The 26,874-nt window shown below is 56.0% G+C and carries 24 protein-coding genes; 15 read left to right on the top strand and 9 right to left on the bottom strand.

The annotated features are described in order from the left end of the window. Positions 1 to 204: 204 nt before the first annotated feature. Both purU and FUU19_RS13670 read right to left on the bottom strand, forming a co-directional pair. Positions 205 to 1,053 carry a formyltetrahydrofolate deformylase gene (gene purU, locus FUU19_RS13675; protein WP_060423821.1) on the bottom strand — a complete coding sequence of 283 codons (849 nt, stop codon included), beginning with the start codon at positions 1,051 to 1,053 and terminating at the stop codon, positions 205 to 207. 67 nt (positions 1,054 to 1,120) lie between these two features. Beyond that, on the bottom strand, positions 1,121 to 1,585 hold the full coding sequence (locus FUU19_RS13670) for a YchJ family protein (protein WP_038877235.1): 465 nt from the start codon (positions 1,583 to 1,585) through the stop codon (positions 1,121 to 1,123). A 117-nt stretch (positions 1,586 to 1,702) separates the two neighbouring features. Here FUU19_RS13670 and rssA point away from each other — a divergent pair, with 117 nt between their 5' ends. From rssA to FUU19_RS13645, 5 genes are all read left to right on the top strand, one after another. Next, a complete protein-coding gene (rssA, locus tag FUU19_RS13665) occupies positions 1,703 to 2,605 on the top strand; it encodes a patatin-like phospholipase RssA (RefSeq protein ID WP_230490907.1) in 903 nt (300 codons plus the stop codon). A gap of 103 nt (positions 2,606 to 2,708) precedes the next feature. Continuing rightward, positions 2,709 to 3,722: a two-component system response regulator RssB gene (gene rssB, locus FUU19_RS13660; RefSeq protein WP_141968440.1), complete on the top strand. Its 1,014-nt coding sequence runs from the start codon at positions 2,709 to 2,711 to the stop codon at positions 3,720 to 3,722. 213 nt (positions 3,723 to 3,935) lie between these two features. After that, complete coding sequence (galU, locus tag FUU19_RS13655) at positions 3,936 to 4,853, top strand: UTP--glucose-1-phosphate uridylyltransferase GalU (protein WP_202669599.1); 918 nt, start codon at positions 3,936 to 3,938, stop codon at positions 4,851 to 4,853. A gap of 43 nt (positions 4,854 to 4,896) precedes the next feature. Beyond that, complete coding sequence (locus FUU19_RS13650) at positions 4,897 to 6,240, top strand: UDP-glucose dehydrogenase family protein (protein ID WP_038877243.1); 1,344 nt, start codon at positions 4,897 to 4,899, stop codon at positions 6,238 to 6,240. A 9-nt stretch (positions 6,241 to 6,249) separates the two neighbouring features. Then, complete coding sequence (locus tag FUU19_RS13645; RefSeq protein ID WP_038877245.1) at positions 6,250 to 7,260, top strand: NAD-dependent epimerase; 1,011 nt, start codon at positions 6,250 to 6,252, stop codon at positions 7,258 to 7,260. A gap of 183 nt (positions 7,261 to 7,443) precedes the next feature. On the opposite strand, the gene hns is transcribed toward FUU19_RS13645, so the two are convergent. Continuing rightward, positions 7,444 to 7,851 (bottom strand): histone-like nucleoid-structuring protein H-NS, encoded by a 408-nt coding sequence (gene hns / locus FUU19_RS13640; RefSeq protein WP_004932170.1) that lies wholly within the window; start codon positions 7,849 to 7,851, stop codon positions 7,444 to 7,446. A 701-nt stretch (positions 7,852 to 8,552) separates the two neighbouring features. Here hns and FUU19_RS13635 point away from each other — a divergent pair. After that, complete coding sequence (locus FUU19_RS13635; RefSeq protein WP_038877247.1) at positions 8,553 to 9,137, top strand: thymidine kinase; 585 nt, start codon at positions 8,553 to 8,555, stop codon at positions 9,135 to 9,137. Positions 9,138 to 9,256: 119 nt separating this feature from the next. Here FUU19_RS13635 and adhE read toward each other — a convergent pair whose 3' ends face one another. Further along, entirely contained in the window at positions 9,257 to 11,929 is a 2,673-nt protein-coding gene (adhE, locus tag FUU19_RS13630) for a bifunctional acetaldehyde-CoA/alcohol dehydrogenase (protein WP_230507144.1), read from the bottom strand. Positions 11,930 to 12,460: 531 nt separating this feature from the next. On the opposite strand from adhE, the gene FUU19_RS13625 reads away from it, so the two are divergent. The 7 genes from FUU19_RS13625 to oppF all read left to right on the top strand — a co-directional run bounded on the left by FUU19_RS13625 (position 12,461) and on the right by oppF (position 21,178). Continuing rightward, entirely contained in the window at positions 12,461 to 13,105 is a 645-nt protein-coding gene (locus FUU19_RS13625) for a YchE family NAAT transporter (protein ID WP_015378089.1), read from the top strand. A 696-nt stretch (positions 13,106 to 13,801) separates the two neighbouring features. After that, positions 13,802 to 15,439, top strand: a complete 1,638-nt coding sequence (locus tag FUU19_RS13620) for an ABC transporter substrate-binding protein (RefSeq protein ID WP_230490908.1) — start codon at positions 13,802 to 13,804, stop codon at positions 15,437 to 15,439. A 148-nt stretch (positions 15,440 to 15,587) separates the two neighbouring features. Further along, positions 15,588 to 17,225: an oligopeptide ABC transporter substrate-binding protein OppA gene (gene oppA / locus FUU19_RS13615; RefSeq protein WP_230490909.1), complete on the top strand. Its 1,638-nt coding sequence runs from the start codon at positions 15,588 to 15,590 to the stop codon at positions 17,223 to 17,225. 83 nt (positions 17,226 to 17,308) lie between these two features. Further along, a complete protein-coding gene (gene oppB, locus FUU19_RS13610; protein WP_089184696.1) occupies positions 17,309 to 18,229 on the top strand; it encodes an oligopeptide ABC transporter permease OppB in 921 nt (306 codons plus the stop codon). A 14-nt stretch (positions 18,230 to 18,243) separates the two neighbouring features. Next, positions 18,244 to 19,152 (top strand): oligopeptide ABC transporter permease OppC, encoded by a 909-nt coding sequence (gene oppC, locus FUU19_RS13605; protein ID WP_202669596.1) that lies wholly within the window; start codon positions 18,244 to 18,246, stop codon positions 19,150 to 19,152. Between the two features lie 11 nt (positions 19,153 to 19,163). Continuing rightward, a complete protein-coding gene (gene oppD / locus FUU19_RS13600; protein ID WP_049295760.1) occupies positions 19,164 to 20,180 on the top strand; it encodes an ABC transporter ATP-binding protein in 1,017 nt (338 codons plus the stop codon). Further along, a complete protein-coding gene (gene oppF, locus FUU19_RS13595; RefSeq protein ID WP_025303071.1) occupies positions 20,177 to 21,178 on the top strand; it encodes a murein tripeptide/oligopeptide ABC transporter ATP binding protein OppF in 1,002 nt (333 codons plus the stop codon). Before oppD ends, oppF begins: the two co-directional genes overlap by 4 nt. A gap of 73 nt (positions 21,179 to 21,251) precedes the next feature. On the opposite strand, the gene FUU19_RS13590 is transcribed toward oppF, so the two are convergent. Both FUU19_RS13590 and cls read right to left on the bottom strand, forming a co-directional pair. After that, complete coding sequence (locus tag FUU19_RS13590; protein WP_004932139.1) at positions 21,252 to 21,575, bottom strand: HI1450 family dsDNA-mimic protein; 324 nt, start codon at positions 21,573 to 21,575, stop codon at positions 21,252 to 21,254. A 56-nt stretch (positions 21,576 to 21,631) separates the two neighbouring features. Continuing rightward, the gene (gene cls / locus FUU19_RS13585) at positions 21,632 to 23,092 is read right to left on the bottom strand and encodes a cardiolipin synthase (RefSeq protein ID WP_230490910.1); all 1,461 of its coding nucleotides are present in this window, start codon (positions 23,090 to 23,092) and stop codon (positions 21,632 to 21,634) included. A 242-nt stretch (positions 23,093 to 23,334) separates the two neighbouring features. Here cls and FUU19_RS13580 point away from each other — a divergent pair, with 242 nt between their 5' ends. Next, a complete protein-coding gene (locus FUU19_RS13580) occupies positions 23,335 to 23,511 on the top strand; it encodes a YciY family protein (protein WP_025159792.1) in 177 nt (58 codons plus the stop codon). A 45-nt stretch (positions 23,512 to 23,556) separates the two neighbouring features. On the opposite strand, the gene FUU19_RS13575 is transcribed toward FUU19_RS13580, so the two are convergent. Continuing rightward, complete coding sequence (locus FUU19_RS13575) at positions 23,557 to 24,048, bottom strand: Dps family protein (RefSeq protein ID WP_063990105.1); 492 nt, start codon at positions 24,046 to 24,048, stop codon at positions 23,557 to 23,559. Positions 24,049 to 24,248: 200 nt separating this feature from the next. Further along, positions 24,249 to 25,721 carry a multidrug efflux MFS transporter SmfY gene (smfY, locus tag FUU19_RS13570; RefSeq protein ID WP_197834384.1) on the bottom strand — a complete coding sequence of 491 codons (1,473 nt, stop codon included), beginning with the start codon at positions 25,719 to 25,721 and terminating at the stop codon, positions 24,249 to 24,251. 126 nt (positions 25,722 to 25,847) lie between these two features. Between smfY and FUU19_RS13565 the strand changes: the two genes are divergently transcribed. Next, entirely contained in the window at positions 25,848 to 26,399 is a 552-nt protein-coding gene (locus FUU19_RS13565; protein WP_197834385.1) for a TetR/AcrR family transcriptional regulator, read from the top strand. Positions 26,400 to 26,446: 47 nt separating this feature from the next. Here FUU19_RS13565 and FUU19_RS13560 read toward each other — a convergent pair whose 3' ends face one another. Next, the gene (locus FUU19_RS13560) at positions 26,447 to 26,710 is read right to left on the bottom strand and encodes a hypothetical protein (protein WP_019452732.1); all 264 of its coding nucleotides are present in this window, start codon (positions 26,708 to 26,710) and stop codon (positions 26,447 to 26,449) included. Positions 26,711 to 26,874: the final 164 nt, after the last annotated feature.

Here is a 26,874-nt window from a genome sequence, read left to right as displayed (position 1 = left end):
CTCCCTTTGGCCGCTCGGGAACCCCACCATATTACATGGCTATTTAACTGGCCTTGCTTGCGAGAGCGCTGTCTCGGTAAGCGGGGCGCATCATATCAAATGAAGCGGATGTGTAAAGCATTGAAATGCAGAAAATGAATCGTTTGCCGTTTTTTTATTCTTGGCGGTGCATCCCTGAACGAAATGCACCGATTTATTGAGCGATTACAGAATAACGGTGCGGTTGCCGTAAACGAAGACGCGCTGCGCCAGCACCTGATACAGCGCGCGGCTAAGCACATTTTTCTCTACGTCGCGCCCGGCGCGCATCATATCCTCGGCGGAATAGGTGTGATCGACGTGGATCACGTCCTGCATGATGATCGGGCCTTCGTCGAGATTGTCGTTAACGTAGTGGGCGGTGGCGCCGATGATTTTTACCCCACGCTCATAGGCCTGGTGATAAGGGCGCGCGCCGATAAATGCCGGCAGGAACGAATGGTGAATGTTGATCACCTGATTCGGATAATGCTGCACGAAGGCCGGGGTCAGCACGCGCATATATTTGGCCAGCACCACGTAATCCGGCTGATATTGATCGATCTGAGCCGTCATTTCGCGGTCGTGTTGCTCACGCGTCAAGCCTTCGTGGCTCACCAAATGGAAAGGAATATCGAAACGTTCCACCAGCGTTTGCAGCGTGTCGTGGTTGCCGATCACGGCGGCGATTTCAACATCGAGGCCGCCATAGGCGCTTTTCATCAACAAGTCGCCCAGGCAGTGAGCCTCTTTGGTGACCAGCACCACGATGCGACGGCGCCCGGTGCTGTGCAGCTCGCGCAGCGAACCTTCCGGCAGCGCGCTGTCCAGATCGGCCAGCAGCGTGTTGTCGTTGAAAATGCCTTCCAGCTCGGTACGCATGAAGAAACGCCCGGTGCGGTGATCGACGAACTCATTATTCTGGACGATATTGAGTTCGTGCTTGTAACAGATGTTGGTGATCTTGGCGATCAGCCCTTTGGCGTCTGGGCAGATGGTGCGTAACACTTTCCGTTGTACATTTTGGTGTGGCATGGGTTTGAGGATCCTGTCTGATACTGAACGGCCTGTCTGCGCAGGCGTAAACGTGAAGCGCCGGCCGCTACCGCCCGCAGCACTTCTTGTATTTTTTCCCTGAGCCGCAGGGACAAATCGCATTTCTGCCGGGCTGGGGTTTAGTGCCGTCGATATAATACCAACGTTGATCGCGACGAAGGAAGCGCGAGCGCTCATGCATCGCCTGCGGTTCGCCGCTTTCGCCATCGGTAAAACGGGCGATGAATTCGACGAAGCCTTCGTCCGGCTCATGACCGGCTTTTTCTTCCACGATCGTCAGGCCCAGCCATTCGGTATTTTTAAAGCTGTCGACGATCGCATTGCGCCAGGCTTCAGCGCCGCAGTCGGGATGCCAGGTGGCGATCAGGTAATCGACGTTATGATTCACATAGGCGGTGAAGCGTGAACGCATCAGCTGGCCGGGCGTCGGCGCCGGCTGGTTGCCGCTGATAAAAGGGGCACAGCATGCGTTATACGCCAGTCCGCTGCCGCATGGGCATGATTCGGGCAAAATAACTCCTGAGAAGACGAGGCAGAAAATGAATTTAGCGCATATGTTACCTAACAATATTCGTCAGTGACAATCTACCCTGAAAGCAGATACCCCTGTTATCGAGAGGATGGCGCTATGCGGCAAATCAAGATCGGACTGGCGTTGGGAGCTGGCTCGGCCAAAGGCTGGGCGCACATCGGCGTGATCAATGCGTTAAAGAAACTGGGAATTGAGGTCGATATCGTTGCCGGCTGCTCTGTCGGTGCGTTAGTGGGCGCGGTGTTTGCCAGCCATCGCCTGCCGGCGATGGAGCAGTGGGTGCGGTCGTTCAGCTATTGGGACGTGATTCGTCTGATGGATTTTTCCTGGCAGCGTGGTGGCTTGTTGCGCGGCGATCGCGTGTTTAATGCCGTCGGGCAGCTGTTGAAGATCAACGATATTGCCGAATGCGCGCTCAAGTTCGGCGCCGTGACGACCAATCTCAGCACCGGCCGCGAACTGTGGCTGACCGAAGGCGATATTCATCAGGCGGTGCGTGCGTCTTGCAGCATGCCCGGCCTGTTGGCGCCGGTGTGGGCCGACGGCTATTGGCTGGTGGACGGCGCGGTGGTCAATCCGGTTCCGGTGTCGCTTTGCCGGGCGCTGGGCGCCGATATCGTCATTGCGGTCGATCTGCAGCATGACGCGCACCTGATGCAGCAGGATTTGTTCTCGGTACGCATTGAGGACGAAAGTTCGGACGATGCGCCTGCCGATACCTGGCGCGGGCGTCTGAGAGAGCGCGTCGGCAGAATGCGACAGCGTAAACCGACGACGGCGCCGACGGCGATGGAGATTATGGGCACCTCGATTCAAATGCTGGAAAATCGCCTGAAGCGCAACCGGATGGCGAGCGATCCGCCGGACGTGTTGATCCAACCTTTTTGCCCGCAAATCTCGACGCTGGATTTCCACCGCGCCGATGAAGCGATCGAGGCAGGGTTACTGGCGGTGGAAAAACAACTGGATCGGTTGTTGCCGTTGATAAAAAATAGATAATTCTCGGTTCTCGGTTGGCAATGCGCGGTCGGTCTGATTCAGACGAGCATAAGTGACCTTTTTGAGCCACTATTACACTATGGAAAGGGACGAGGCTCGGCTGATGGCATTACCACTCACTCACAAACGCATCTTGATCGTTGAGGACGAACAGGTTTTTCGTTCCGTGCTGGTCGGTTATTTGACCTCGCTGGGCGCTGAAACCGGCGAGGCGACCAACGGTTTGCAGGCGCTGAGTGCCGTCGAGGACTTCAAGCCCGATCTGATTCTGTGCGATCTCGCGATGCCGGAAATGGGTGGTATCGAATTCGTTGAGCACCTGCGTTTGCAGGGAGGGCAGATCCCGGTGCTGGTGATCTCGGCCACCGACAAGATGGCCGACATTGCCAAGGTGTTGCGCTTGGGCGTACAGGATGTCCTGCTGAAGCCCCTGACCGATCTCAATCGCCTGCGTGAAGCGGTGCTGGCGTGTTTATACCCCAATATGTTCACCTCCCAGGCGATGGAAGAGGTTGAGCTTTTTCAGGATTGGGATGCGCTGAGCAAAAATCCTTCCGAAGCCGTCAAACTGCTTAAACAACTGCAACCGCCGGTACAGCAGACCATTGCACATTGCCGGATCAACTATCGGCAGTTAACCACGGGCGAAAATCCCGGCCTGGTGCTGGATATTGCCGCGTTGTCAGAAAAAGACCTGGCATTCTATTGCCTGGACGTCACGCGCGCCGGTGATAATGGCGTATTGGCGGCATTGCTGTTACGCGCATTATTTAATGGGTTGCTGCAAGACCATCTGGCTAATCAGCAACATCGCCTGCCGCAAATGTCAGCATTGTTAAAGCAGGTTAATCAATTATTGCGGCAGGGGAAATTAGACGGACAATTCCCACTGTTGCTGGGATATTATCACGCCGAAAATAAGAACCTGATTTTGGTGTCCGCCGGGCTGCATGCCAACGTCAATACCGGTGATAATCAAATTCAGCTGAGCAACGGCGTACCGCTGGGGACGCTGGGGGCGACCTACATGAACCAGATCAGTCAACGTTGCACCGCCTGGCAATGTCAGGTGTGGGGCAGCGGGGGCCGATTGCGGCTGATGCTGAGCGCTGAATAACGGGCGCCGAGCGGCGAGATCTTAAGCTATTCACTTATCGGTAATTAAACCGTTTATTTATTCTCCCGATTATCAGAACGGGTAATAGTCCTAAATGTTTTCTATTTGTGTTCTGGCTAATGCTCGGCGCGCATAAGCTGGTATACTCCGAAGGTTTTTTTATATCGAGCCCAAGCTCATAAAATGAGCGCTTTAGCTTTAAGAGAGGAAATAATGCCTGCTGTAAATCGCAAAGTCAGAAAAGCCGTGATCCCGGTTGCAGGCTTGGGTACGCGGATGTTACCAGCCACCAAAGCCATTCCAAAAGAAATGCTGCCGCTGGTTGATAAACCGCTGATCCAATACGTCGTCAATGAGTGCATTGCGGCAGGGATTAACGAGATTGTGCTGGTCACTCACTCCTCCAAAAACTCGATCGAAAACCATTTTGATACCAGTTTCGAACTGGAAGCGATGCTGGAAAAACGCGTCAAGCGCCAATTGCTGGATGAAGTACAGTCGATCTGCCCGAAAGGCGTTACCGTGATGCAAGTCCGTCAGGGGAATGCCAAAGGCCTGGGGCACGCTATCATGTGCGCCTACCCGATGGTGGGCGATGAGCCGGTCGCCGTGGTATTACCGGACGTGATCCTCGATGAATACAGCGCCGATCCGAAAAAAGACAACCTGCACGACATGCTGCAGCGCTTCGAAGCCACCGGCGTCAGCCAGATCATGGTTGAACCCGTGCCGCATAAGGATGTCGGAAACTACGGCGTAGCCGACTGCAAGGGCGTCGAGCTGCAGCCCGGCGAAAGCGCGCCGATGGTCAGCGTGGTCGAGAAGCCATCGCCGAATAAAGCGCCTTCCAACCTGGCGATCGTGGGTCGTTACGTGCTGTCCGCCGATATTTGGCCGCTGTTGGCGAAAACGCCTCCCGGCGCCGGCGACGAAATTCAGCTGACTGACAGCATCGAAATGCTGATGCAGCAGGAAACGGTGGAAGCGTATCACCTGAAAGGCGTGAGCCATGATTGTGGTAACAAACTGGGTTACATGCAGGCATTTGTGGAATATGGCATGCGTCATGCCAGCCTGGGCAAAGAATTTTCTCAGTGGCTGCAACAGGTTGTTGCCGCTGATAAGAAATAATTGAGTGATCTTTCGTCTTAATTTGAAAAACTAGGATTTTCACATGAAAGTAACAGTTTTTGGTATTGGTTATGTGGGTCTGGTGCAGGCCGCCGTGCTGGCTGAAGTTGGCCATGACGTTATGTGCATTGACGTCGATGAGCGAAAAGTCGAAAACCTGAAAAAAGGCAATATCCCGATTTTTGAACCGGGCCTGACGCCGCTGGTGCAGCAAAACTATGAGGCCGGTCGTCTGCATTTCACTACCGATGCCAAAGCGGGCGTGGCGCACGGGAATATCCAGTTCATCGCCGTCGGTACGCCGCCGGATGAAGACGGTTCCGCTGACCTGAAATATGTCACTGCGGTTGCGCGCACCATCGCCGAGCACATGACCGATCGTAAAGTGGTGATCGACAAATCCACCGTCCCGGTCGGCACGGCGGACAAAGTGCGTCAGGTGATGGCGGAAACGCTGGCGAAACGCGGCAGCAGCGTGCCGTTCGACGTAGTGTCTAACCCGGAATTCCTGAAGGAAGGCGCGGCGGTAGCAGACTGTATGCGCCCTGAGCGCATCGTGATCGGTACCGATAATAAAGATGTGATCGAACCTATTCGCGAGCTGTACGAGCCGTTTAACCGCAATCACGATCGTATGATCATGATGGATATCCGTAGCGCGGAGCTGACCAAGTATGCCGCCAACTGCATGCTGGCGACCAAAATCAGCTTCATGAACGAAATGTCCAACCTGGCGGAAATGCTGGGGGCGGACATTGAGAAAGTGCGTCAGGGTATCGGCTCCGACTCACGCATCGGTTATCACTTTATCTACCCTGGCTGCGGCTACGGTGGTTCTTGCTTCCCGAAAGATGTCCAGGCGTTGATCCGCACGGCGGAGCAGATCGGTTATCAACCGAAGCTGCTGCAGGCGGTAGAGCAGGTCAACTACCAACAGAAAGACAAGCTGAACAGCTTTATCAAAGACTACTTCGGCAGCGATCTGAAGGGTAAAACCTTCGCGCTGTGGGGCCTGGCGTTCAAGCCGAATACCGATGACATGCGTGAAGCGTCCAGCCGTGTGTTGATGGAGCAGCTGTGGGCCGCCGGCGCCACCGTTCAGGCCTACGATCCGGAAGCGATGAACGAAGTTCAACGCATCTATGGGCAGCGTGACGACTTGAAGCTGATGGGAACCAAAGAGGCTGCGCTGCACGGCGCCGATGCTCTGGTGATCTGCACCGAATGGCAGAATTTCCGCGCACCGGACTTCGACGTGATTAAAAGTGAACTGAAGCAGCCGGTGATCTTCGATGGACGTAACCTGTACGATCCGGAGCGTTTGGAGAATCGCGGTTTTACCTACTACGCGATTGGCCGCGGCGCCTCGATTAAACCGGTTATTTAAGGAGTGGGCATGAAATTCCTGGTTACAGGCGCCGCAGGATTTATTGGCTATCACGTTGCAGAGCGTTTGTTGACCGCCGGTCATCAGGTTGTCGGCATTGATAACCTGAACGACTATTATGACGTGGGCCTGAAAACGGCCCGTCTGGACAGACTGGCGGATAAGCCGGGATTCCGCTTTATCAAGCTGGATTTGGCCGATCGTGAAGGGATGGCGGCATTGTTCGCCGAGCATCAGTTCCAACGAGTCATTCATTTGGGGGCTCAAGCTGGCGTACGTTATTCGCTGGTCAATCCGTTGGCTTATGCGGATGCTAACCTGATCGGCCATTTAAACGTTCTGGAAGGCTGCCGTCATAATAAAGTTGAGCATTTGCTCTACGCCTCTTCCAGTTCGGTATATGGCCTGAATCGCAAGCTGCCGTTTGCGACCGAAGATTCGGTTGATCATCCGGTATCACTGTATGCGGCAACGAAAAAGGCCAATGAGCTGATGGCACACAGCTACTCCCATTTATACGGTCTCCCGACGACGGGGCTGCGCTTCTTTACCGTATATGGCCCTTGGGGACGTCCGGATATGGCGCTGTTCAAATTCACCAAGGCCATATTGGCGGGTGAGAGCATCGATGTATATAACCACGGTGAAATGCACCGTGACTTTACTTACATCGATGATATCGCCGAGGCGATTGTGCGGCTGCAGGCGGTTATTCCGCAGGCAGACCCGTCATGGACCGTTGAACAAGGATCGCCGGCGACCAGCTCCGCACCGTATCATGTTTATAATATCGGCAATAACACGCCTGTTAAACTGATGGAATATATCCGTGCGTTGGAGCAGGCATTGGGGGTGACCGCCCGTAAGAATATGCTGCCGATGCAGCCTGGCGACGTGATGGATACCAGCGCAGACACGGAAGAGCTTTATCGTGACATTGGTTTTAAACCGGAAACCAGCGTTGAAGAGGGTGTGAAGCGCTTCGTTGACTGGTATAAGGCATTCTACCAGGTTCAATAATTGAACGTGGGTAATGCGATAAAGGGGGCCTTAGGGTCCCTTTTTTTTCACAGAAATTTCATGCTCGAAGGAAAAGCGAATTAGGATATTTACTAAAAGGATAGGGCGGCGGGAACAGAACGATAAGCTTTAAAATGAAAAGGCCCCCCGCAGGGAGCCTTTCAGATACGGACTGAATCGCTATTACAGCAGGAAATCGTCCAGAGATTTACCTTGCTCTTCGATAGCTTTCTTAATCACCGCAGGCGTACGGCCTTGGCCGGTCCAGGTTTTCAGCTCGCCGTTTTCGTCTTTATATTGGTATTTAGCAGGACGTGCTGCACGTTTTGCTTTACCGGCAGCCTTGTTAGCAGCCATGGTTTGCAGCAGTTCATTCGGGTCGATGCCGTCAGCAATCAGCATTTCGCGGTATTGCTGCAGCTTACGAGTGCGTTCTTCGATTTCTGCTTGAGCCTGGCTGTCTTCTTCGCGACGTTCGTTCACAACAACTTCCAGTTTCTCGAGCATTTCTTCCAGCGTTTCCAGAGTGCATTCTCTTGCCTGGGCGCGCAGGGTGCGGATGTTGTTCAAAATCTTTAATGCTTCGCTCATTGTCCTAGTCTCAAATTATATTGGTGGGGGGCGTCTCGATAATAATAGAGTGCTCTTTTCTTTTCTGCAATAGCCAAATTGACTTGAATACTCAAATTTACCTTTAAAAAAACCATTAATCGGATCAGTCCGACAAATAATAGGAAGGCCTGTTAACTATTACCTTCATCGTGCTTAAGTCAAAATTTCAGCAGATATGCTTTAAAGGGCGCGTGGCGCAAGGCTTTCATCGATAAGTTATCGCCGTAATTTATATCAATATTACAATGGGTTCTGTGGGCTTAATCACGCCATGGCAAGCCAGACATTGTAAACAATAGGGGTATATAGGTAAAGATTGCGTCAGGTAACGTCGGGGCGTCGGCGGAGGCGATTAAATGCCCATTATTGGCCTAACGTATAATAGACAGGCGTTCCAGCGCGGCTACAGCGCCTGCGGAGGGGAAAGGGTGGCTATGCATAATGGGCAAATGACCGAGCCTAACCATTAGCAAGAATTAATAGTGATGACAGGCATACATTATCCTGTAAATAGCTGTTAAAAGAACATGCCGACAGAACGATATGTTTCGCTTGAAAGCGCATTATTACGGCGAACGCAATATTCGTTCGCTTTGGGCTGAGCCGGGGGGCGGGTTATGGTACACTCACCGTCCTAATCAACATTTGAATATTTCTTATACCATCGGAGTGGCGGGGCCATGGCTCAACTTTATTTTTATTACTCTGCGATGAATGCCGGCAAGTCTACCGCGCTGCTACAGTCTTCATATAACTATCAAGAGCGTGGGATGCGCACGCTGGTGTTCACCGCGGAGATCGATCACCGCTATGGCGTAGGCAAAGTCAGCTCACGCATCGGATTATCTTCGCAGGCCCAGCTTTATAACAACGACTCAATGCTCTTCGCCATGATTCAGCAAGAGCATCAACAGCAGCAGGTGCATTGTGTGCTGCTCGATGAAAGCCAGTTCCTGACCAAAGCGCAGGTTGAGCAATTGTGCGATGTGGTGGACCAACTGGACATTCCGGTATTGTGTTACGGTTTGCGCACAGATTTTCTCGGTGAATTGTTTACCGGCAGCCAATATTTGCTGGCCTGGGCCGATAAGCTGGTGGAATTGAAAACCATCTGTCACTGCGGGCGCAAAGCCAATATGGTGTTGCGACTGGACGAGAATGGCAAAGCGATGCATGCCGGTGAACAGGTGGTGATTGGCGGTAACGAGAGCTATGTCTCCGTCTGCCGCAAGCATTATAAAGAGGCGATTCACTCCCTGGATTAGGGGTGAAAACGCCGCCAGAGCCCGCTGAAGGGTTTTGGCGGCGTGCGCCGAAAGGCAGCGCCTCGGGCGCAATAAAAAACCCGCCGTTTGGCGGGTTTTTTTATCGGTTCACGGAACCGTTATTTCTTGGGCTTCTTTACCGCGGCTTTGGCTGCAGCCGGGGCCGCTGCTTCCTCTTCTACTGCTTCGCTGAATTCGCGGCCGTAGAAGGTATCCAGCATGATTTGCTTCAGTTCGGCAATCAGCGGATAGCGAGGGTTGGCGCCGGTGCATTGGTCGTCGAATGCGTCTTCCGACAGCTTGTCGACTTTCGCCAGGAAGTCCGCCTCCTGCACACCCGCCTCACGGATGGAGGTGGGGATGCCCAACTCGGTTTTCAGCTCGTCCAGCCAGGCCAGCAGTTTCTCAATCTTCTGCGCAGTGCGGTCGCCCGGTGCGCTCAGGCCGAGGTGATCGGCGATTTCAGCGTAGCGGCGGCGCGCCTGAGGGCGGTCGTACTGGCTGAAGGCCGTCTGCTTGGTCGGGTTGTCGTTCGCGTTGTAGCGAATGACGTTGGAAATCAGCATCGCGTTGGCCAGGCCGTGCGGAATGTGGAACTCCGAACCCAGCTTGTGCGCCATGGAGTGACAGACCCCGAGGAAGGCGTTGGCGAAGGCGATACCGGCGATGGTGGCGGCGTTGTGCACGCGTTCACGGGCAACCGGATTTTTCGCGCCTTCTTTATAGCTGGCCGGTAGATACTCTTTCAACAGTTTCAGCGCTTGCAACGCCTGGCCGTCGGAGTATTCGTTCGCCAGCACCGAAACGTAGGCTTCCAGCGCGTGGGTGACCGCATCCAGACCGCCAAAGGCGCACAGGGATTTCGGCATGTTCATCACCAGGTTGGCATCGACAATTGCCATGTCCGGGGTCAGCGCATAGTCGGCCAGCGGGTATTTCTGTCCGGTGGTGTCGTCGGTTACGACGGCAAACGGCGTGACTTCCGAACCGGTGCCTGACGTGGTGGTGATGGCGATCATCTTCGCTTTCACGCCCATTTTCGGGAACTTGTAGATACGCTTACGGATGTCCATGAAGCGCAGCGCCAGATCCTCGAAGTGGGTTTCAGGATGTTCGTACAGCACCCACATGATTTTCGCGGCGTCCATCGGCGAACCGCCGCCCAGCGCGATGATGACGTCCGGTTTGAAGGAGTTCATCTGCTCGGCGCCCTTGCGCACGATGCTCAGCGTCGGGTCGGCTTCCACTTCGAAGAACACTTCGGTTTCGATGCCGTGAGACTTCAGAACCTTGGTGATCTGGTCGGCATAGCCGTTGTTGAACAGGAAACGGTCGGTCACGATGAAGGCGCGTTTTGCCCCGTCGGTCGCCACTTCTTCCAGCGCGATAGGCAGCGAGCCCCGGCGGAAGTAGATCGATTTCGGAAGTTTATGCCACAACATGTTTTCTGCTCGCTTCGCTACAGTTTTCTTGTTGATCAGGTGTTTAGGTCCGACGTTTTCAGAGATGGAGTTACCACCCCAGGAGCCGCAACCCAGCGTCAGCGAAGGCGCGAGTTTGAAGTTATACAGGTCGCCGATACCGCCCTGAGAAGCCGGGGTGTTGATCAGGATGCGAGCCGTTTTCATTTTATCGCCGAAGTAGGCGATGCGAGCCGTTTGGTTATCCTGGTCGGTATACAGGCAGGAGGTGTGGCCAATACCGCCCATGGCGACCAGTTTTTCAGCTTTGGCGACGGCGTCTTCGAAGTCTTTGGCACGGTACATCGCCAGGGTAGGCGACAGCTTTTCATGGGCGAAAGGTTCGGACTCGTCGACCAGCTTCACTTCACCGATCAGCACTTTGGTGTTGGCCGGCACTTTGATACCTGCCATCTCGGCGATTTTCGGTGCGGATTGCCCGACGATAGCCGCGTTCAGACCGCCGTTTTTCAGGATGATGTCCTGAACCGCTTTCAGTTCTTTACCCTGCAGCAGATAGCCGCCGTGGGAAGCGAAGCGTTCGCGTACCGCATCATAAATAGCGTCAACGACGATGACCGACTGTTCGGAAGCGCAGATAACGCCGCTGTCGAAGGTTTTGGACATCAGGATAGAGGCGACCACGCGTTTGATGTCTGCGGTTTCGTCTACCACGACCGGTGTATTACCGGCACCGACGCCGATGGCCGGCTTGCCGGAGCTGTAGGCGGCTTTCACCATGCCCTGGCCACCGGTGGCCAGGATCAGGTTAATGTCAGGGTGGTGCATCAGCTGGTTGGACAGCTCGACGGTCGGTTGGTCGATCCAACCGATGATATCTTTCGGCGCGCCGGCGGCGATAGCGGCTTGCAGCACGATATCGGCGGCTTTATTGGTGGCATTCTTCGCACGCGGGTGCGGCGAGAAGATGATGCCGTTACGGGTTTTCAGGCTGATCAGCGCTTTGAAGATCGCGGTAGAAGTTGGGTTGGTGGTAGGAACGATACCGCAAATCAGGCCGATAGGTTCGGCGATGGTGATGGTACCGAAAGTGTCATCTTCAGACAGGATGCCACAGGTTTTTTCGTCTTTATAGGCGTTGTAGATGTACTCGGAAGCGAAGTGGTTTTTGATCACTTTGTCTTCGACGATACCCATTCCGGATTCTTCCACGGCCATTTTGGCCAACGGGATACGGGCATCAGCAGCGGCGAGGGCGGCAGCGCGGAAGATTTTATCCACTTGCTCTTGAGTGAAGTTGGCATATTCGCGCTGGGCTTTTTTGACACGTGCGACAAGCTCGTTCAGTTCAGCGACATTCGTTACAGCCATAATGCTCTCCTGATAATGTTAAACTCTTTCAGTAAATAAGCCGTGCGAGCCACTAGTATAGTCATAACGGGAATAAACGGTGATGAGAATACCGGGGCTTTCCCGCGTTATTTCTTCGCATGCTGCTGATTTGCTTAAAGAGCTTTACCCTACGCCAGCCGGAGGGGCAGACCGTGAGGAGAACGGAATCGGCGATGTGGCCACCCACTTTGTTCTACTCCCTGCCTACGACTAAGAGCTTACCCACTGTTGGGTAGTTGATTTGTGATCTAAATCATGAAAACAGCAAGCTGACACCTTTCAGCTTGCGGGTGTTGGGAATCATTCTTGATAACTGTGAGCAATGACTCTTTTTTCAACATAAAAAATCAAAAGGCCATACATCACTTTAACAAAGGGCATTTATTTCGCTCCATAACTTGCTGACAGTCAAAAATGCTGCTCTGGCCGGATGGATTACCCGCGGCAATTCCATTACATTAGCGCGCATAGGCAGCACACCTTTTTATAGCGATTAATGCGGAGCCATCTGTGGGCCAATCTCTGTTGGATCTTTCCGGCTTTATCAAGTTCTTTGTCGGTCTGTTTGCGCTGGTCAACCCAGTGGGCATTTTGCCGGTATTCATCAGCATGACCAGCTACCAGGCGGAAGCGGGGCGCAATAAAACCAACCTGACCGCCAACCTGTCGGTCGCCATCATTCTGTGGACCTCGTTGTTCCTGGGCGAAGGGATCCTGCGGATGTTCGGCATCTCTATCGATTCGTTCCGCATCGCCGGCGGTATTCTGGTGGTGACTATTGCCATGTCGATGATCAGCGGCAAGCTGGGGGAAGACAAACAGAACAAACAGGAGAAGTCGGAGAGCGCGATCCGCGAAAGCATCGGCGTGGTGCCGTTAGCGCTGCCGCTGATGGCGGGGCCGGGAGCGATCAGTTCCACCATCGTGTGGAGCTCCCGTTATCACAACTGGCAAAGCCTGCTCGGCTTTACGGTCGCGATCGCCTTGTTCGCCTTTTGCTGCTGGCTGTTGTTCCGCGCCGCGCCACTGTTGGTGCGTCTGCTGGGGCAGACCGGCATCAACGTGATCACCCGTATCATGGGTCTACTGCTGATGGCGCTCGGCATCGAGTTTATCGTTACCGGCATTAAGGCGATATTCCCCGGTCTGTTGTAATACGCCTTGTTTAGCCGCGCCTCTTTCGCGTTAGCGTGGCTAAAATTAATTTTAAAGTTTAAATTATTTATTGGCTCGCATTATTATAGTGCACAGGATGAATAAAATTTATGCGGTTGCACTCTTATGTTGCATAAATCTCATGTTGCTGCTCAAAAAAAACGCTAAGCGTTATTTCAATCACTTTTCCTCCCCCATTTCTGCCCATTTCGCCCCCGCTCAACGGTCACGTTGTTGTTAAATTAGTCACATCATTCTGTGGGGCTTGTCTCACTTTCATCCAGGTGTTATTAGTGATTAACCGCACATAGGCAGGTGTTTGTTCTTTGAATGGTTAGATTGTTAACTGAATGTTTCTTTTTGCGGCGGTGAGATTGCGCTGTCGGTTTCAAACGAAATGAATTTGGTTTTTTTGTCTTTAAAATCATAATGATGAGGTTGGTTTTTCCTGCCTTCGATCTTGGGGGCCGGATTGGGCTTCGTGCGATAAAAGAGAATTGCTTAACATTTTCGTAAAATTTATTGGCTATGGAATTTGGCTTCTGCTAATTTCCGAGCAACTTTCCCGTGGTCAATTAACTGAAATGCGCCACAAAAACGGGAATGATTTTTGCTGGTATCCGTTTATTTAGAATTCTTATAAACACTTCACAAACTTCGATAAGCGATGCTTGTCGGTGAAAAGGAGCCTCGATTATGCAGCAAACCCTGAAGCGTACTTCTCTGACCTTGTTGATTAGCGGCGCGTTGGGCGCCGGCACCGTAAATAGCAGTTTGGCGGCAGAGGTTCCGGCCGGCGTCCAATTGGCGCAGCAGCAGAATATTGTGATCAACAACGGTAGCGAAGTGGCTTCATTGGATCCGCATAAGGTCGAGGGCGTACCGGAAAGCAATATCATTCTTAACCTGCTTGAAGGGCTGGTGAGCACCGACGCCAACGGGCATGTGGTGCCGGCGGCGGCGACAAGCTGGGAAAACCAGAATTATCAGCAGTGGACCTTCCACCTGCGCCCCGGCTCGGTGTGGAGCGACGGCAGCCCGGTGACCGCGCAAGACTTCGTCTACAGCTGGCAGCGTCTGGCCGATCCGAAAATCGCTTCGCCCTATGCCAGCTACCTGCAATACACCAAAGTTGAGAATATCGACGACATCCTGACCGGTAAGAAGCCTCCGCAGACCCTCGGCGTTAAGGCGCTGGACGACCAGACGCTGCAGGTGACTCTGAGCGAACCGGTGCCGTATTTCATCAGCATGCTGAGCCACACATCGCTCAAACCGGTGAAACGGGCGGTGGTGGAGAAATTCGGCGATAAATGGACGCTGCCGGCCAACTATGTCGGCAACGGCGCTTACCGCCTGAAAGAGTGGGTGGTGAACGAGCGCATCGTGCTGGAGCGCAGCCCGAGCTACTGGAACAACAAGCAGACGGTGATCAACCAGGCGACCTTCCTGCCGATTACCTCAGAAGTGAGCGACGTCAACCGCTTCCGCAGCGGCGAGATCGACATCACCAACAGCGCCATTCCGCCGTACCTGTACGTCAAGATGAAGCGCGAAATGCCCGAACAGCTGCACGTTAACCCTTATCTGTGCACCTTCTATTACGAGCTCAATAACAAGCGGGCGCCGTTCACCGATCCGCGCGTGCGTACGGCGGTGAAGATGACGCTGGATCGCGACATTATCGCCAACAAGATCATGGGCCAGGGGCAGATCCCGGCCTACACCTTTACGCCAACCTTCACGGAGGGCGCCAGCTTCACTCAGCCTGCGTGGGCCGGCTGGAGTCAGGAGCAACGCAACGCCGAAGCCAGGAAACTGCTGGCGGAAGCGGGTTACAGCGACGCCAAGCCGCTGAAGTTCTCGTTGCTGTACAACACCTCCGATCAAAACAAACAGCAGGCGATCGCCGCCGCGTCGATGTGGAAGAAGAACCTGGGCGCCGAGGTCACGCTGCGCAATCAGGAGTGGAAGACTTCGCTGGAGAGCCGCCATCAGGGGCAATACGACGTAGCGCGCGCCACCTGGTGCGGGGATTACAACGAACCCAGCGCGTTCCTGAATCTGGTGCTGTCCAACAGCAGCATCAATACCGTGTTCTACAAGAGCCCGGCGTTCGACGCCATCATGGCCGCCACGCTGAAGGCGCCGGATGAGGCCGCGCGCGCCGCGCTCTATCAGCAGGCGGAAGCGCAGCTGGACAAAGACTCCGCGTTGGTTCCGGTTTATTACCGCGTCAGCGCGCGGTTGATCAAGCCGACGGTGGGTGGGTTCACCGGCAAAGATCCGCTGGACTATACCGACGTTAAAAATCTCTACATTATCAAGCAGTAAAGGGGTATTCCTCACGCCGAGGCGCTGGGGAATATAGGGAAGGCCGGCCGCCGCATTCGTTCCGCGGCGGCGGGAAAACAAAGTCCGCTTACGGGCAACGCAGGTTCCACGAAGAACCTGTGATAATAAAAAACTGGAGTCGATAAGTATGACCAACATCACGAAGAAAACGCTCATTGCCGCCGGCGTCATCACCGCGCTGGGTATCACAGCAACCACCAGCGCCTTCGCTGCTGACGTCCCGGCGGGCGTGCAGCTGGCCGACAAGCAGGAAATCGTCAAAAACAACGGTTCCGAAGTGCAGTCGCTGGATCCGCACAAAATCGAGGGCGTGCCGGAAAACAACGTCACGCGCGACCTGATGGAAGGTTTGGCGAACAACAGCCCGGACGGTTCCATCGTGCCGGGCGTCGCGGAAAGCTGGGATAACAAGGATTTCAAAGTCTGGACCTTCCACCTGCGTAAAGACGCAAAATGGTCTAACGGCAAGCCGGTGACGGCGCAAGATTTCGTCTACAGCTGGCAGCGCGTGGTGGATCCGAAAACCGCGTCGCCTTACGCCAGCTACCTGCAGTATGCCCATGTGGAAAACGTCGATGACATCATCGCCGGTAAAAAAGACAAGTCGACGCTGGGCGTGAAGGCCATCGACGACCACACCTTCCAGGTGACCCTGAGCGAGCCGGTGCCTTATCTGGTTGAAATGACCCCGCACTACGCCATGAAGCCGGTTTACAAAGACGCGGTGGAGAAGTTTGGCGAGAAGTGGACGCTACCGGCCAACTACGTCAGCAACGGCGCTTATAAACTGAAAGACTGGATTGTCAACGAACGCATCGTACTGGAACGCAACCCGGAATATTGGGATAACGCCAAAACCATCATCAATAAAGTGACGTTCCTGCCTATTTCGTCGGAAGTGACCGACGTTAACCGCTACCGCACCGGTGAAATCGACATGACCTACAACAACATGCCGATCGAACTGTTCCAAAAACTGAAGAAAGAGATCCCGAAAGAGGTGCATGTCGATCCTTACCTGTGCACCTATTACTACGAAATCAACAACCAGAAGGCGCCGTTCACCGATGCGCGCGTGCGTGAAGCGCTGAAGCTGGGCATGGATCGCGACATCATCGTCAACAAGGTGAAAAACCAGGGCGACCTGCCGGCCTACAGCTTTACGCCGCCATACACCGACGGTGCCAAGCTGACCGCACCGGAGTGGTTCGGCTGGACGCAGGAAAAACGCAACGAAGTGGCGAAGAAACTGCTGGCTGACGCCGGATACGGCCCGGGCAAACCGCTGACCTTCTCCCTGTTGTACAACACTTCCGATCTGCACAAGAAGCTGGCGATCGCCGCCGCCTCCATCTGGAAGAAAAACCTGGGTGTGGACGTGAAGCTGGTGAACCAGGAGTGGAAAACCTTCCTGGATACTCGCCATCAGGGTACCTATGACGTGGCGCGCGCCGGCTGGTGCGCCGACTACAACGAGCCGAGCTCGTTCCTGAACATGATGCTGTCCGACAGCAGCAGTAACACCCCGCACTATAAGAGCGCCGAGTTCGACAAGCTGATGGCCAACGTGTTGACCGCGAAGACCAAAGACGAGCGCGCCGAGCTGTATCAGAAAGCGGAAGTTCAGCTGGATAAAGATTCCGCCATCGTTCCGCTGTATTACTATGTGAACGCCCGTTTGGTGAAACCTTACGTCGGTGGCTACACCGGCAAAGACCCGCTTGATAACGTGTACGACAAAAACCTGTACATCATCAAGCATTGATACGGTAAGAGCCGGCGGCGCAGGCCGCCGGCCCATGTTGAGAATAATAAGCCGTCATCAGGCTGTCGCACAGGGTTAGGGCAATGCTTAAATTTATACTTCGTCGCTTATTGGAAGCGATCCCGACACTATTTATCCTTATCACCATCTCATTCTTCATGATGCGCCTGGCGCCCGGCAGTCCATTTACCGGGGAACGCGCATTACCGCCGGAAGTGATGGCAAACATCGAAGCCAAATACCATTTGAACGACCCGATCTGGAAACAGTACGGTCATTATCTGGCGCAGCTTGCGCAGGGAGACTTCGGCCCGTCCTTTAAATATAAGGACTATTCAGTCAACGATCTGGTCGCCAGCTCTTTCCCGGTTTCCGCCAAACTCGGCCTGGCCGCGTTTCTGCTGGCGGTGGTGCTGGGCGTGAGCGCCGGCGTGATCGCCGCGTTGAATCAGAACACCAAATGGGACTACACGGTGATGGGGTTCGCCATGACCGGGGTGGTGATACCCAGTTTCGTGGTGGCGCCGCTGTTGGTGCTGATCTTCGCCATCACGCTGAAATGGCTGCCGGGCGGCGGCTGGAACGGCGGCGCGCCTAGATTCATCATTCTGCCGATGGTGGCGCTGTCGCTGGCCTATATCGCCAGCATCGCCCGTATCACGCGCGGCTCGATGATTGAAGTGCTGCACTCCAACTTCATCCGCACCGCGCGCGCCAAAGGCTTGCCGATGCGTCGCATCATTTTCCGCCACGCGCTGAAACCGGCGCTGCTGCCGGTGCTGTCCTACATGGGGCCGGCATTTGTCGGCATCATCACCGGTTCGATGGTGATCGAAACCATCTACGGTCTGCCGGGGATCGGCCAGCTATTCGTTAACGGTGCGCTGAACCGTGACTACTCCCTGGTGTTGAGCCTGACCATCCTGGTCGGCGCTTTGACCATTCTGTTCAACGCGATCGTCGATGTGCTGTATGCGGTCATCGATCCGAAAATCCGTTATTAATCTGGAGCACGCGAATGATGTTGACTAAAAAGAACAGCGAAGCTCTGGAACACTTCAGCGAGAAGCTGGAAGTGGAAGGGCGCAGCCTGTGGCAAGACGCGCGCCGGCGCTTTATGCACAACCGCGCGGCGGTCAGCAGCCTGTTCATTCTGGTGCTGATCACGCTGTTTGTGGTGCTGGCACCGATGCTGTCGCAATTTGCCTACGATGATACCGACTGGGCGATGATGTCCGCCGCGCCGAGCCTGGAATCGGGGCACTACTTCGGCACCGACTCTTCCGGGCGCGATCTGCTGGTGCGCGTGGCGATCGGCGGGCGCATCTCGCTGATGGTCGGCGTGGCCGCCGCGCTGGTGGCGGTGGTGGTAGGTACCTTGTACGGCGCGATGTCCGGCTATCTGGGCGGCAAGGTTGACTCGGTGATGATGCGCCTGCTGGAGATCCTCAACTCCTTCCCGTTCATGTTCTTCGTCATCCTGCTGGTGACCTTCTTCGGCCAGAATATCCTGCTGATCTTCGTGGCGATCGGCATGGTGTCGTGGCTGGATATGGCGCGTATCGTACGCGGGCAGACCCTCGGCCTGAAGCGTAAGGAGTTCATCGAAGCGGCGCTGGTGTGCGGCGTTTCCACGCGCAACATCGTGCTGCGGCATATCGTGCCGAACGTGCTCGGTGTGGTGGTGGTGTATGCGTCGCTGCTGGTGCCGAGCATGATCCTGTTCGAATCCTTCCTCAGCTTCCTGGGGCTGGGCACGCAGGAGCCGCTCAGCAGCTGGGGCGCATTGCTCAGCGACGGCGCCAACTCAATGGAAGTTTCACCGTGGTTGCTGCTGTTCCCGGCGGGTTTCCTGGTTGTCACTCTGTTCTGTTTCAACTTTATCGGCGATGGCCTGCGTGACGCCCTCGACCCGAAAGATCGTTAAGGAGTGCAATCATGAGCACCATTGAACATCCTCAACTGCAAACCGGCACCGGCGTCAAAACGTCGCCGCTGCTGGACGTGAAAGACCTGCGCGTCACGTTTTCCACGCCGGACGGCGACGTGACGGCGGTGAACGATCTGAACTTCGACCTGCGGGCCGGCGAAACGCTGGGCATCGTCGGTGAATCCGGCTCCGGTAAATCGCAGACCGCGTTCGCCCTGATGGGGCTGCTGGCCAGCAATGGCCGCATCGGCGGCTCGGCCAAATTCAACGGCCGCGAAATCCTCAACCTGCCGGAAAATCAGCTCAACAAGTTGAGGGCCGAAGAGATCTCGATGATCTTTCAGGACCCGATGACCTCGCTCAACCCTTATATGCGCGTTGGCGAACAGCTGATGGAAGTGCTGATGCTGCATAAGAAAATGAGCAAAAGCGAAGCCTTCGAAGAGTCGGTACGCATGCTCGACGCGGTGAAAATGCCGGAAGCGCGCAAGCGCATGCGCATGTATCCGCACGAGTTTTCCGGCGGCATGCGCCAGCGCGTGATGATCGCCATGGCGCTGCTGTGCCGGCCGAAGCTGCTGATCGCCGACGAGCCGACCACTGCGCTGGACGTGACCGTTCAGGCGCAGATCATGACGCTGCTCAACGAGCTGAAGCGCGAGTTCAACACCGCCATCATCATGATCACCCACGACCTGGGCGTGGTGGCCGGCATCTGCAACAAGGTGCTGGTGATGTACGCCGGCCGTACCATGGAATACGGCAGCGCGCGCGAGGTGTTCTACCAGCCGAGCCACCCGTACTCCATCGGTCTGTTGAACGCGGTGCCGCGTCTCGACGCCGAAGGCGAAGCGTTGCTGACCATTCCCGGCAACCCGCCGAACCTGCTGCGGTTGCCGAAAGGCTGTCCGTTCCAGCCGCGCTGCCCGTACGCCATGGAACAGTGCGCGAGCGCTCCGCCGTTGGAGCAATTTGGGGAAGGGCGCCTGCGCGCCTGCTTTAAACCGGTGGAGGCGTTGGTATGACAGCGGTAACCGACAAGAAAGTGCTGCTCGAAGTCGCCGATCTGAAAGTGCACTTCGATATTCATGACGACAAACAGTGGTTCTGGCAGCCGCCGAAAACCCTGAAAGCGGTCGATGGCGTCACGCTGCGGCTGTTCGAGGGGGAAACCCTGGGCGTGGTCGGCGAATCCGGCTGCGGCAAATCCACCTTCGCGCGCGCCATCATCGGCCTGGTGAAGGCCACCAGCGGGCGCGTCGCCTGGCTGGGCAAAGATCTGCTGGGCATGAGCGACGCCGACTGGCGTAAAACCCGCAGTGATATCCAGATGATCTTCCAGGATCCGCTGGCTTCGCTCAACCCGCGCATGACCATCGGCGAGATCATCGCCGAACCGCTGCGCACCTACTACCCGAAAATGCCGCGTCAGGAAGTGAAGGACAAGGTCAAGGCGATGATGCTGAAGGTCGGCCTGCTGCCTAACCTGATCAACCGCTACCCGCACGAGTTCTCCGGCGGCCAGTGCCAGCGTATCGGCATCGCACGCGCGCTGATCCTCGAACCGAAGCTGGTGATCTGCGACGAGCCGGTCTCTGCGCTGGACGTGTCGATTCAGGCGCAGGTAGTGAACCTGTTGCAGCAGCTGCAGCGCGAGATGGGACTGTCATTGATCTTTATCGCCCACGATTTGGCGGTGGTGAAGCACATTTCCGATCGCGTGTTGGTGATGTATCTGGGCCATGCGGTGGAGTTGGGCACCTATGACGAGGTGTACCATAACCCGCAGCATCCTTACACCAAAGCGCTGATGTCGGCGGTGCCGATCCCGGATCCGGACAAGGAGAAGGAGAAGCAGATCCAGCTGTTGGAAGGGGAGTTGCCTTCGCCGATCAACCCGCCGACCGGCTGCGTGTTCCGCACCCGCTGCCCGATCGCCGGGCCGGAGTGCGCCAAGACGCGTCCGCTGCTGGAGGGCAGCTTCCGCCACGCGGTATCCTGCCTGAAGGTCGATCCGCTGTAATGCGCCGCTAGCCGGCAACAAAAAGCCCCGCTGAATAAGCGGGGCTTTTTTTATCCGATGCGCTGGCGGCGAATCATTCTTTCCACAGAATGTGGCACAGCTTGTGGTCTTTCTCGCGGCAGATCAGCACGCGGGCGAACACGTCGTTGATCGGCTCGCCGTCGCTGTCTGCCAGACCGATCACCACTTCGGCGAAGAAGTCCGGGTTCAGGTCGTAATCCACGTGCTCGCTCCAGTCTTCGGAGGGATCGTACAGTTCGGCGCCGCCGCGCTCTTCAAACTGCAGGTTGAACAGCAGAATATCCGCCGGATCCAGATTGTCGCCGGCCAATTCGAGAAAGATGTCGTAGGCCTGTTCCAGCGTTTCGTCTTCGGTAAGGCGGTTATTCAAATCCATAAAAAAATCCTGATAACAAATGATTTGGCGTTATTAAAGCATGCTCGTCGCGGCTTTTACAGCAGCGGGCTGAAAAAGTAGAACAGGCGCTCGACCAGGCGATGCCAGAATGGCCGCTTCAGCCACTCTTTGGCGTTCAGCAACTGGGAACGGGCGATGTAATCTTCCTGCACGCAGGCCAGATCGCTGCCGAAGCCGTCATCGTCGATCACCAGCGTGATCTCGAAGTTCAGCCACAGGCTGCGCATGTCCAGATTAACGGTGCCGACCAGGCTGAGCTGGCCGTCCACCAGCACGCTCTTGGTATGCAGCAGGCCACCTTCGAACTGATAGATTTTCACGCCGGCCTCCAGCAGCTCGGAGAAGAATGCGCGGCTGGCCCAGCGCACCATCATCGAATCGTTGTCGCGCGGCACGATGATACTGACCTCAACGCCGCGTAGGGCGGCGGTGCAAATGGCGTGCAGCAGATCGTCGCTCGGCACGAAGTACGGCGTGGTCATGATCAACTGCTCGCGCGCAGAATAGACCGCTGTCAGCAGCGCCTGGTGGATCATCTCCTCGGGGAAGCCGGGGCCGGAGGCGATCACCTGAATGGTATGGCCGCTTTCCTGCTCGAACGGCATGATATTGACGTCCGGCGGCGGCGGCAGAATGCGCTTGCCGGTTTCAATCTCCCAGTCGCAGGCATAGACGATGCCCATGGTCGTGGCCACCGGGCCTTCCATGCGCGCCATCAGGTCGATCCATTGGCCGACGCCCGCATCCTGCTTGAAGTAGCGCGGATCGACCATGTTCATGCTGCCGGTATAGGCGATATAGTTGTCGATCAGCACCACTTTGCGGTGCTGGCGCAGATCCATGCGGCGTAGAAATACGCGCAGCAGGTTGACCTTCAGCGCTTCGACCACTTCGATGCCGGCATTGCGCATCATCGCCGGGTAGGGGCTGCGGAAAAATTGCAGGCTGCCGGCGGAGTCCAGCATCAGGCGGCAATGTACGCCGCGCCGGGCGGCGGCCATCAGTGATTCGGCCACCTGATCGACCAGGCCGCCGGGCTGCCAGATATAGAACACCATTTCGATGTTGTGGCGTGCCAGCTCGATATCGCGGATCAGCGCTTTCAGCGTGTCGTCGGTGGTGGTGAGCAGCTGCAGCTGGTTGCCTTTGACGCCGTCGATGTCCTGGCGGCGGTTGCACAGCTGGAACAGCGGTTCGGCGACTTCACTGTACTCGGTAGCGAAGATGCGGCGGCTCTCTTTCAGCTCTTTCAGCCAGCGTGCGGTTGACGGCCACATGGCCTTGGCACGCTCGGCCCGGCGCTTGCCCAGGTGCAGTTCGCCGAACGATAAATAGGCCACGATGCCGAATAGCGGCAGAATGTAGATAACCAGCAGCCAGGCCATGGCAGAGGGAACCGCGCGGCGTTTCATCAAAATGCGCATCGTCACGCCGGCGATCAGCAGCCAGTAGCCGAACACCATGAGCCAACTGATTACGGTATAAAATGTTGTCATAAAGGCGAAAAATCCCGTTCGCAAACCACCAATGATGAGTGTACGCACAGATCGGTCAAGGCGAAACCTTTTATCGGCGCTTATGTTACATAAATATGATGAAGTTAAGGCACTTGCTGAAAATGAAAGGGCGGCTTTTGCCCGCGTGGCGCCCGCTGTACCGCCGATAACTGCGGCTTGGATCACGGACGGAAAGGACTATAATGCCCGCGGTTGGCATTAGACGAACGAGTGACGGAATTATGAGACGCAGTAGAAATGAAGTGGGCCGCTGGCGCATGTTGCGGCAGAGCCAACGCCGCCGGCATCGCTGGCTGGAACGCCAGTCGTGCAGCAATCGCCATATTATCCGGGTGCGGCGTCGCCTGGACGATCAGCATCGGCGCGCGCTGCTGTTTGCGGTATCCTGCGAGTGGTAAAACGAAAACAGTCCCGTGAGGGACTGTTTTGTTATGGCGCCAGGGTTATTTGCCCAGATAGGCGTTGAGCATCCAGACCTGTTTTTCCTGTTCTTTGATGTAATCGCTCATCAGCGACGCGGTGCCTTCGTCACCGGCGTCTGCCGCCACCGCCAGCAGCTCACGCTGCTGTTGCAGCAAGACTGAATACCCTTCCAACAGGCCGCGCAGCGTGCCTTTATCATCGGTCACGTTGGTGTGTTCCTTGATGTCGGCGGTTTTCAGATAGTCGCTGAAAGCGTGACGCGGCTGAGAACCCAGCGTCAAAATACGTTCCGCCAGCTCATCCACCTTGGTCAGCAGATCGTTATATGTCTCTTCGAATTTCGCGTGCAGTTCAAAGAACTGCGGGCCGGTAATATTCCAGTGATAGCCGCGCACGTTCATATACAGCACCTGATAGTTCGCCAACAGCGCATTCAGCGCTTCGGCGAGTTTTGCCGATTGTTTACTGTCGAGGCCGATATGGGTTTTCGCTGCTTTCTTTGCCGTTGCCATAATAATCTTCTCCTGATTATTTGTTCCGATAGTAGACAGAATCAATTTCCATAGCTGTTACAGTAACCGGATTTATCGCAGGGTTAAACACGATAACAGGCATTATTGCCATCGCTCAAACCGATGACGATAAATCCGTCGAGCAAATTGCCGAATCAGTTTACGCAGGATCCGCAGGCGAAAAAAGCCGCTTTTATCGGTTACTTGCGCAGCGCCAGTTTTACCGCGCCAGCGCCCAGCGCCATTAACAGCGCGGCGGCGATCAGCACCGTAATAAACGCGCGCTCAAAGGCCAAACGCGCCAGCTGCGTCAGCTGCTGCGCGCGGTCGGCCGCCATCCCGGCCGCCAGCCGCAGGGCTTCGTCGATGCTGTCGTAGGCCAAATCGCTGACCGGCAGCTCCGCCGGCAGTGCCAGGCTGTGGCTGTAAACCGCCGTCATCAGCCCGCCGAGCAGCGTCACGCCCAGTACGCCACCCAGTTCGTAGGAGACGTCTTCGATGGACGCCGCCATGCCGGATTTCTCCTCCGGCGCGTTCAGCATGATGGCGGTGGACGCGGCGGTGATCACGCCGCCGAGGCCAAAGCCCACCAACGCCAGGCTCACCAGCTGCAGCCCCATACTGCTTTGATACCACAGGGCGAGGCCGGCGATGCCAAAGGTGGTCAGGGCGAAACCGCCGAGGATGATGCTGCGTTCGCCGTAGCGCGGCAGCAGCAAACCGGCCATCGGCCCCGCCAGCGCCGAGGCCAGCGGGATCGGCAAAATAAACAGCGCTGCCTGCAGCGGGCTGAGGCCGAGCACCAGCTGCAAGCGTTGGCTGAGCACCAGCTCGACGCCGATCAGCGCCACCATCGACAGCAGGGCCACGCCGATGCCGCCCGCGAACAGCCGATTGCGGAACAGGGAGAAATCGATCATCGGGTGAGCACTGCGCTGCTGACGACGCACGAACAGCACGAGGAACAATACGCCGATCGTGGCCGCCACGAGCAGGGCGATCGCATCAGGCGTCGGCTTGCTCAGCTCCTTCAGCGCATAGATAGCGCCGACCAGGCCAATCATGATCTGCACCGAACCGACGATGTCCGAAGGGCGCGGGTTATCGCCGCCGCAGCGAGGGATCAGTTTCGACGCCAGCGGCCAGACCAGCAACACGACCGGCACATTGATCAGGAACACCGAACCCCACCAGAAATACTCCAGCAGCAGGCCGCCGACCACCGGGCCGATGGCCGCACCGCCGGAGGCCACCGAGGCCCAGATGCCGATCGCCAGCGCGCGTTCACGTTCGTCGGTAAAGACGTGGCGCACGATGGACAGCGTGGCGGGCATCATCATTGCCGCGCCAACGGCGAGGAACACCCGCGCGGCGATCAGCCATTCGGCGGTGGGCGAGAAAGCGGCGCACAGCGACGCGACGGCAAACACCGGCAGTCCGGCGAGAAACAGCCGTTTATGGCCGATGCGATCGCTCAGCATGCCGGCGCCGGGCAACAGGCCGGCCACCACCAACGGGTAAGCGTTGACGATCCAGAGTTTTTGCGAGGCACTGGCGTCCAGCGCCTGGGTTAAGCGCGGCAGGGCGGTATATAACACCGTCATATCGATAACGATCAGGAAAAGGGCGCTGGCGACCATCGTCAGGATCAACCAGCGGTTCTTGGCGTACATAATTCATATCCAGTTAACGTGGGCGGCGCGGAGGCGCCGCCATTCGGGTAACCCACCGGCGATGCAGGGTGGTATACTGATGACAATATATATCCATACTTTCGTATTGAAAAGAAGGGTTTCTTAATGGGACGTCAACGCAGCATCGATCGCGATAAGGTTTTGGACACCGCCGAAGAGATCGTCGCCACCCAGGGCGCCGCCGGTTTGACCATCGACGCCGTCGCCAAAGCGATGGGGATCTCCAAGGGCGGGGTGCAGTATTGCTTCGGCAGCAAAGACGCCCTGATCGATGCCATGTTCGATCGCTGGGGCAGTGCCTACGAGACGCTGTTCACGGTTATCGCCGGCGACGATCCTTCGCCGCAGACTGCCGTGCGGGCGCATATGTTGGCCACCCAGAGTTCGGATCAGACCGCCAGCGCCAAGGCCGCCGGGCTGATGGCGACGCTGATTCAAACGCCGGAGCATCTGGCGAGCACGCGCGAATGGTATCGCAGCCGCATCGCCGGTTTGGATTTGACCACCGAAGAAGGCAAGCGCGCGCGCCTGGCGTTTCTCGCCACCGAAGGCGCCTTTATGCTGCGTTACTTTGGTTTGATGGATATCGACCAGGCGGAATGGGAAACGATGTTCGCCGATATGCAGGCATTGATATTGACGGGCGGCGACAAGTAAGCGCAGGGACAAGCGGCAGGGAGCATCCTGCCGCGGGCTAAGCCTGATTATTTATAGGCTATCGCATTGATGGTTTCGAAGGTGGTTTTCCCCTCGCGACCGATAATGACGTAATACTTACCGCCCTTTTCATCTACCGCTTTCGACAGACGCGCATGGTCGATCCCCACGGTGTCGTCGCCGTCTTGTGAAATGGTCACCGGACCGATCTCGGTATGTTTCGCCGCCTCTTCCCGAGTGATTTCAATTGCCGCCAGGGAAGAGAATGAGGTGAACGCCAGCAGTGCCAAGAGATATTTAGTTGCCTTCATAATTATTCCTTTTGGAAGATAAAAACGACCCGTAACTGCATCTTGACTACGGCTCAAGTGTAGGTCAGCGGCGGCGGTTTACCATGCAGCGGTAAAAAATAGTCTCAGACGGTGGCGCCTATCACACTGATAGTTAGTCAAGGGGGCGGCGAAAGGCGTATGTT

This window comes from Serratia montpellierensis, from assembly GCF_020858655.1.
GTDB lineage: Bacteria > Pseudomonadota > Gammaproteobacteria > Enterobacterales > Enterobacteriaceae > Serratia > Serratia montpellierensis.
Note: the sequence above shows the minus strand (reverse complement) of the source record. Positions and strands in the feature narration are given on the sequence as shown.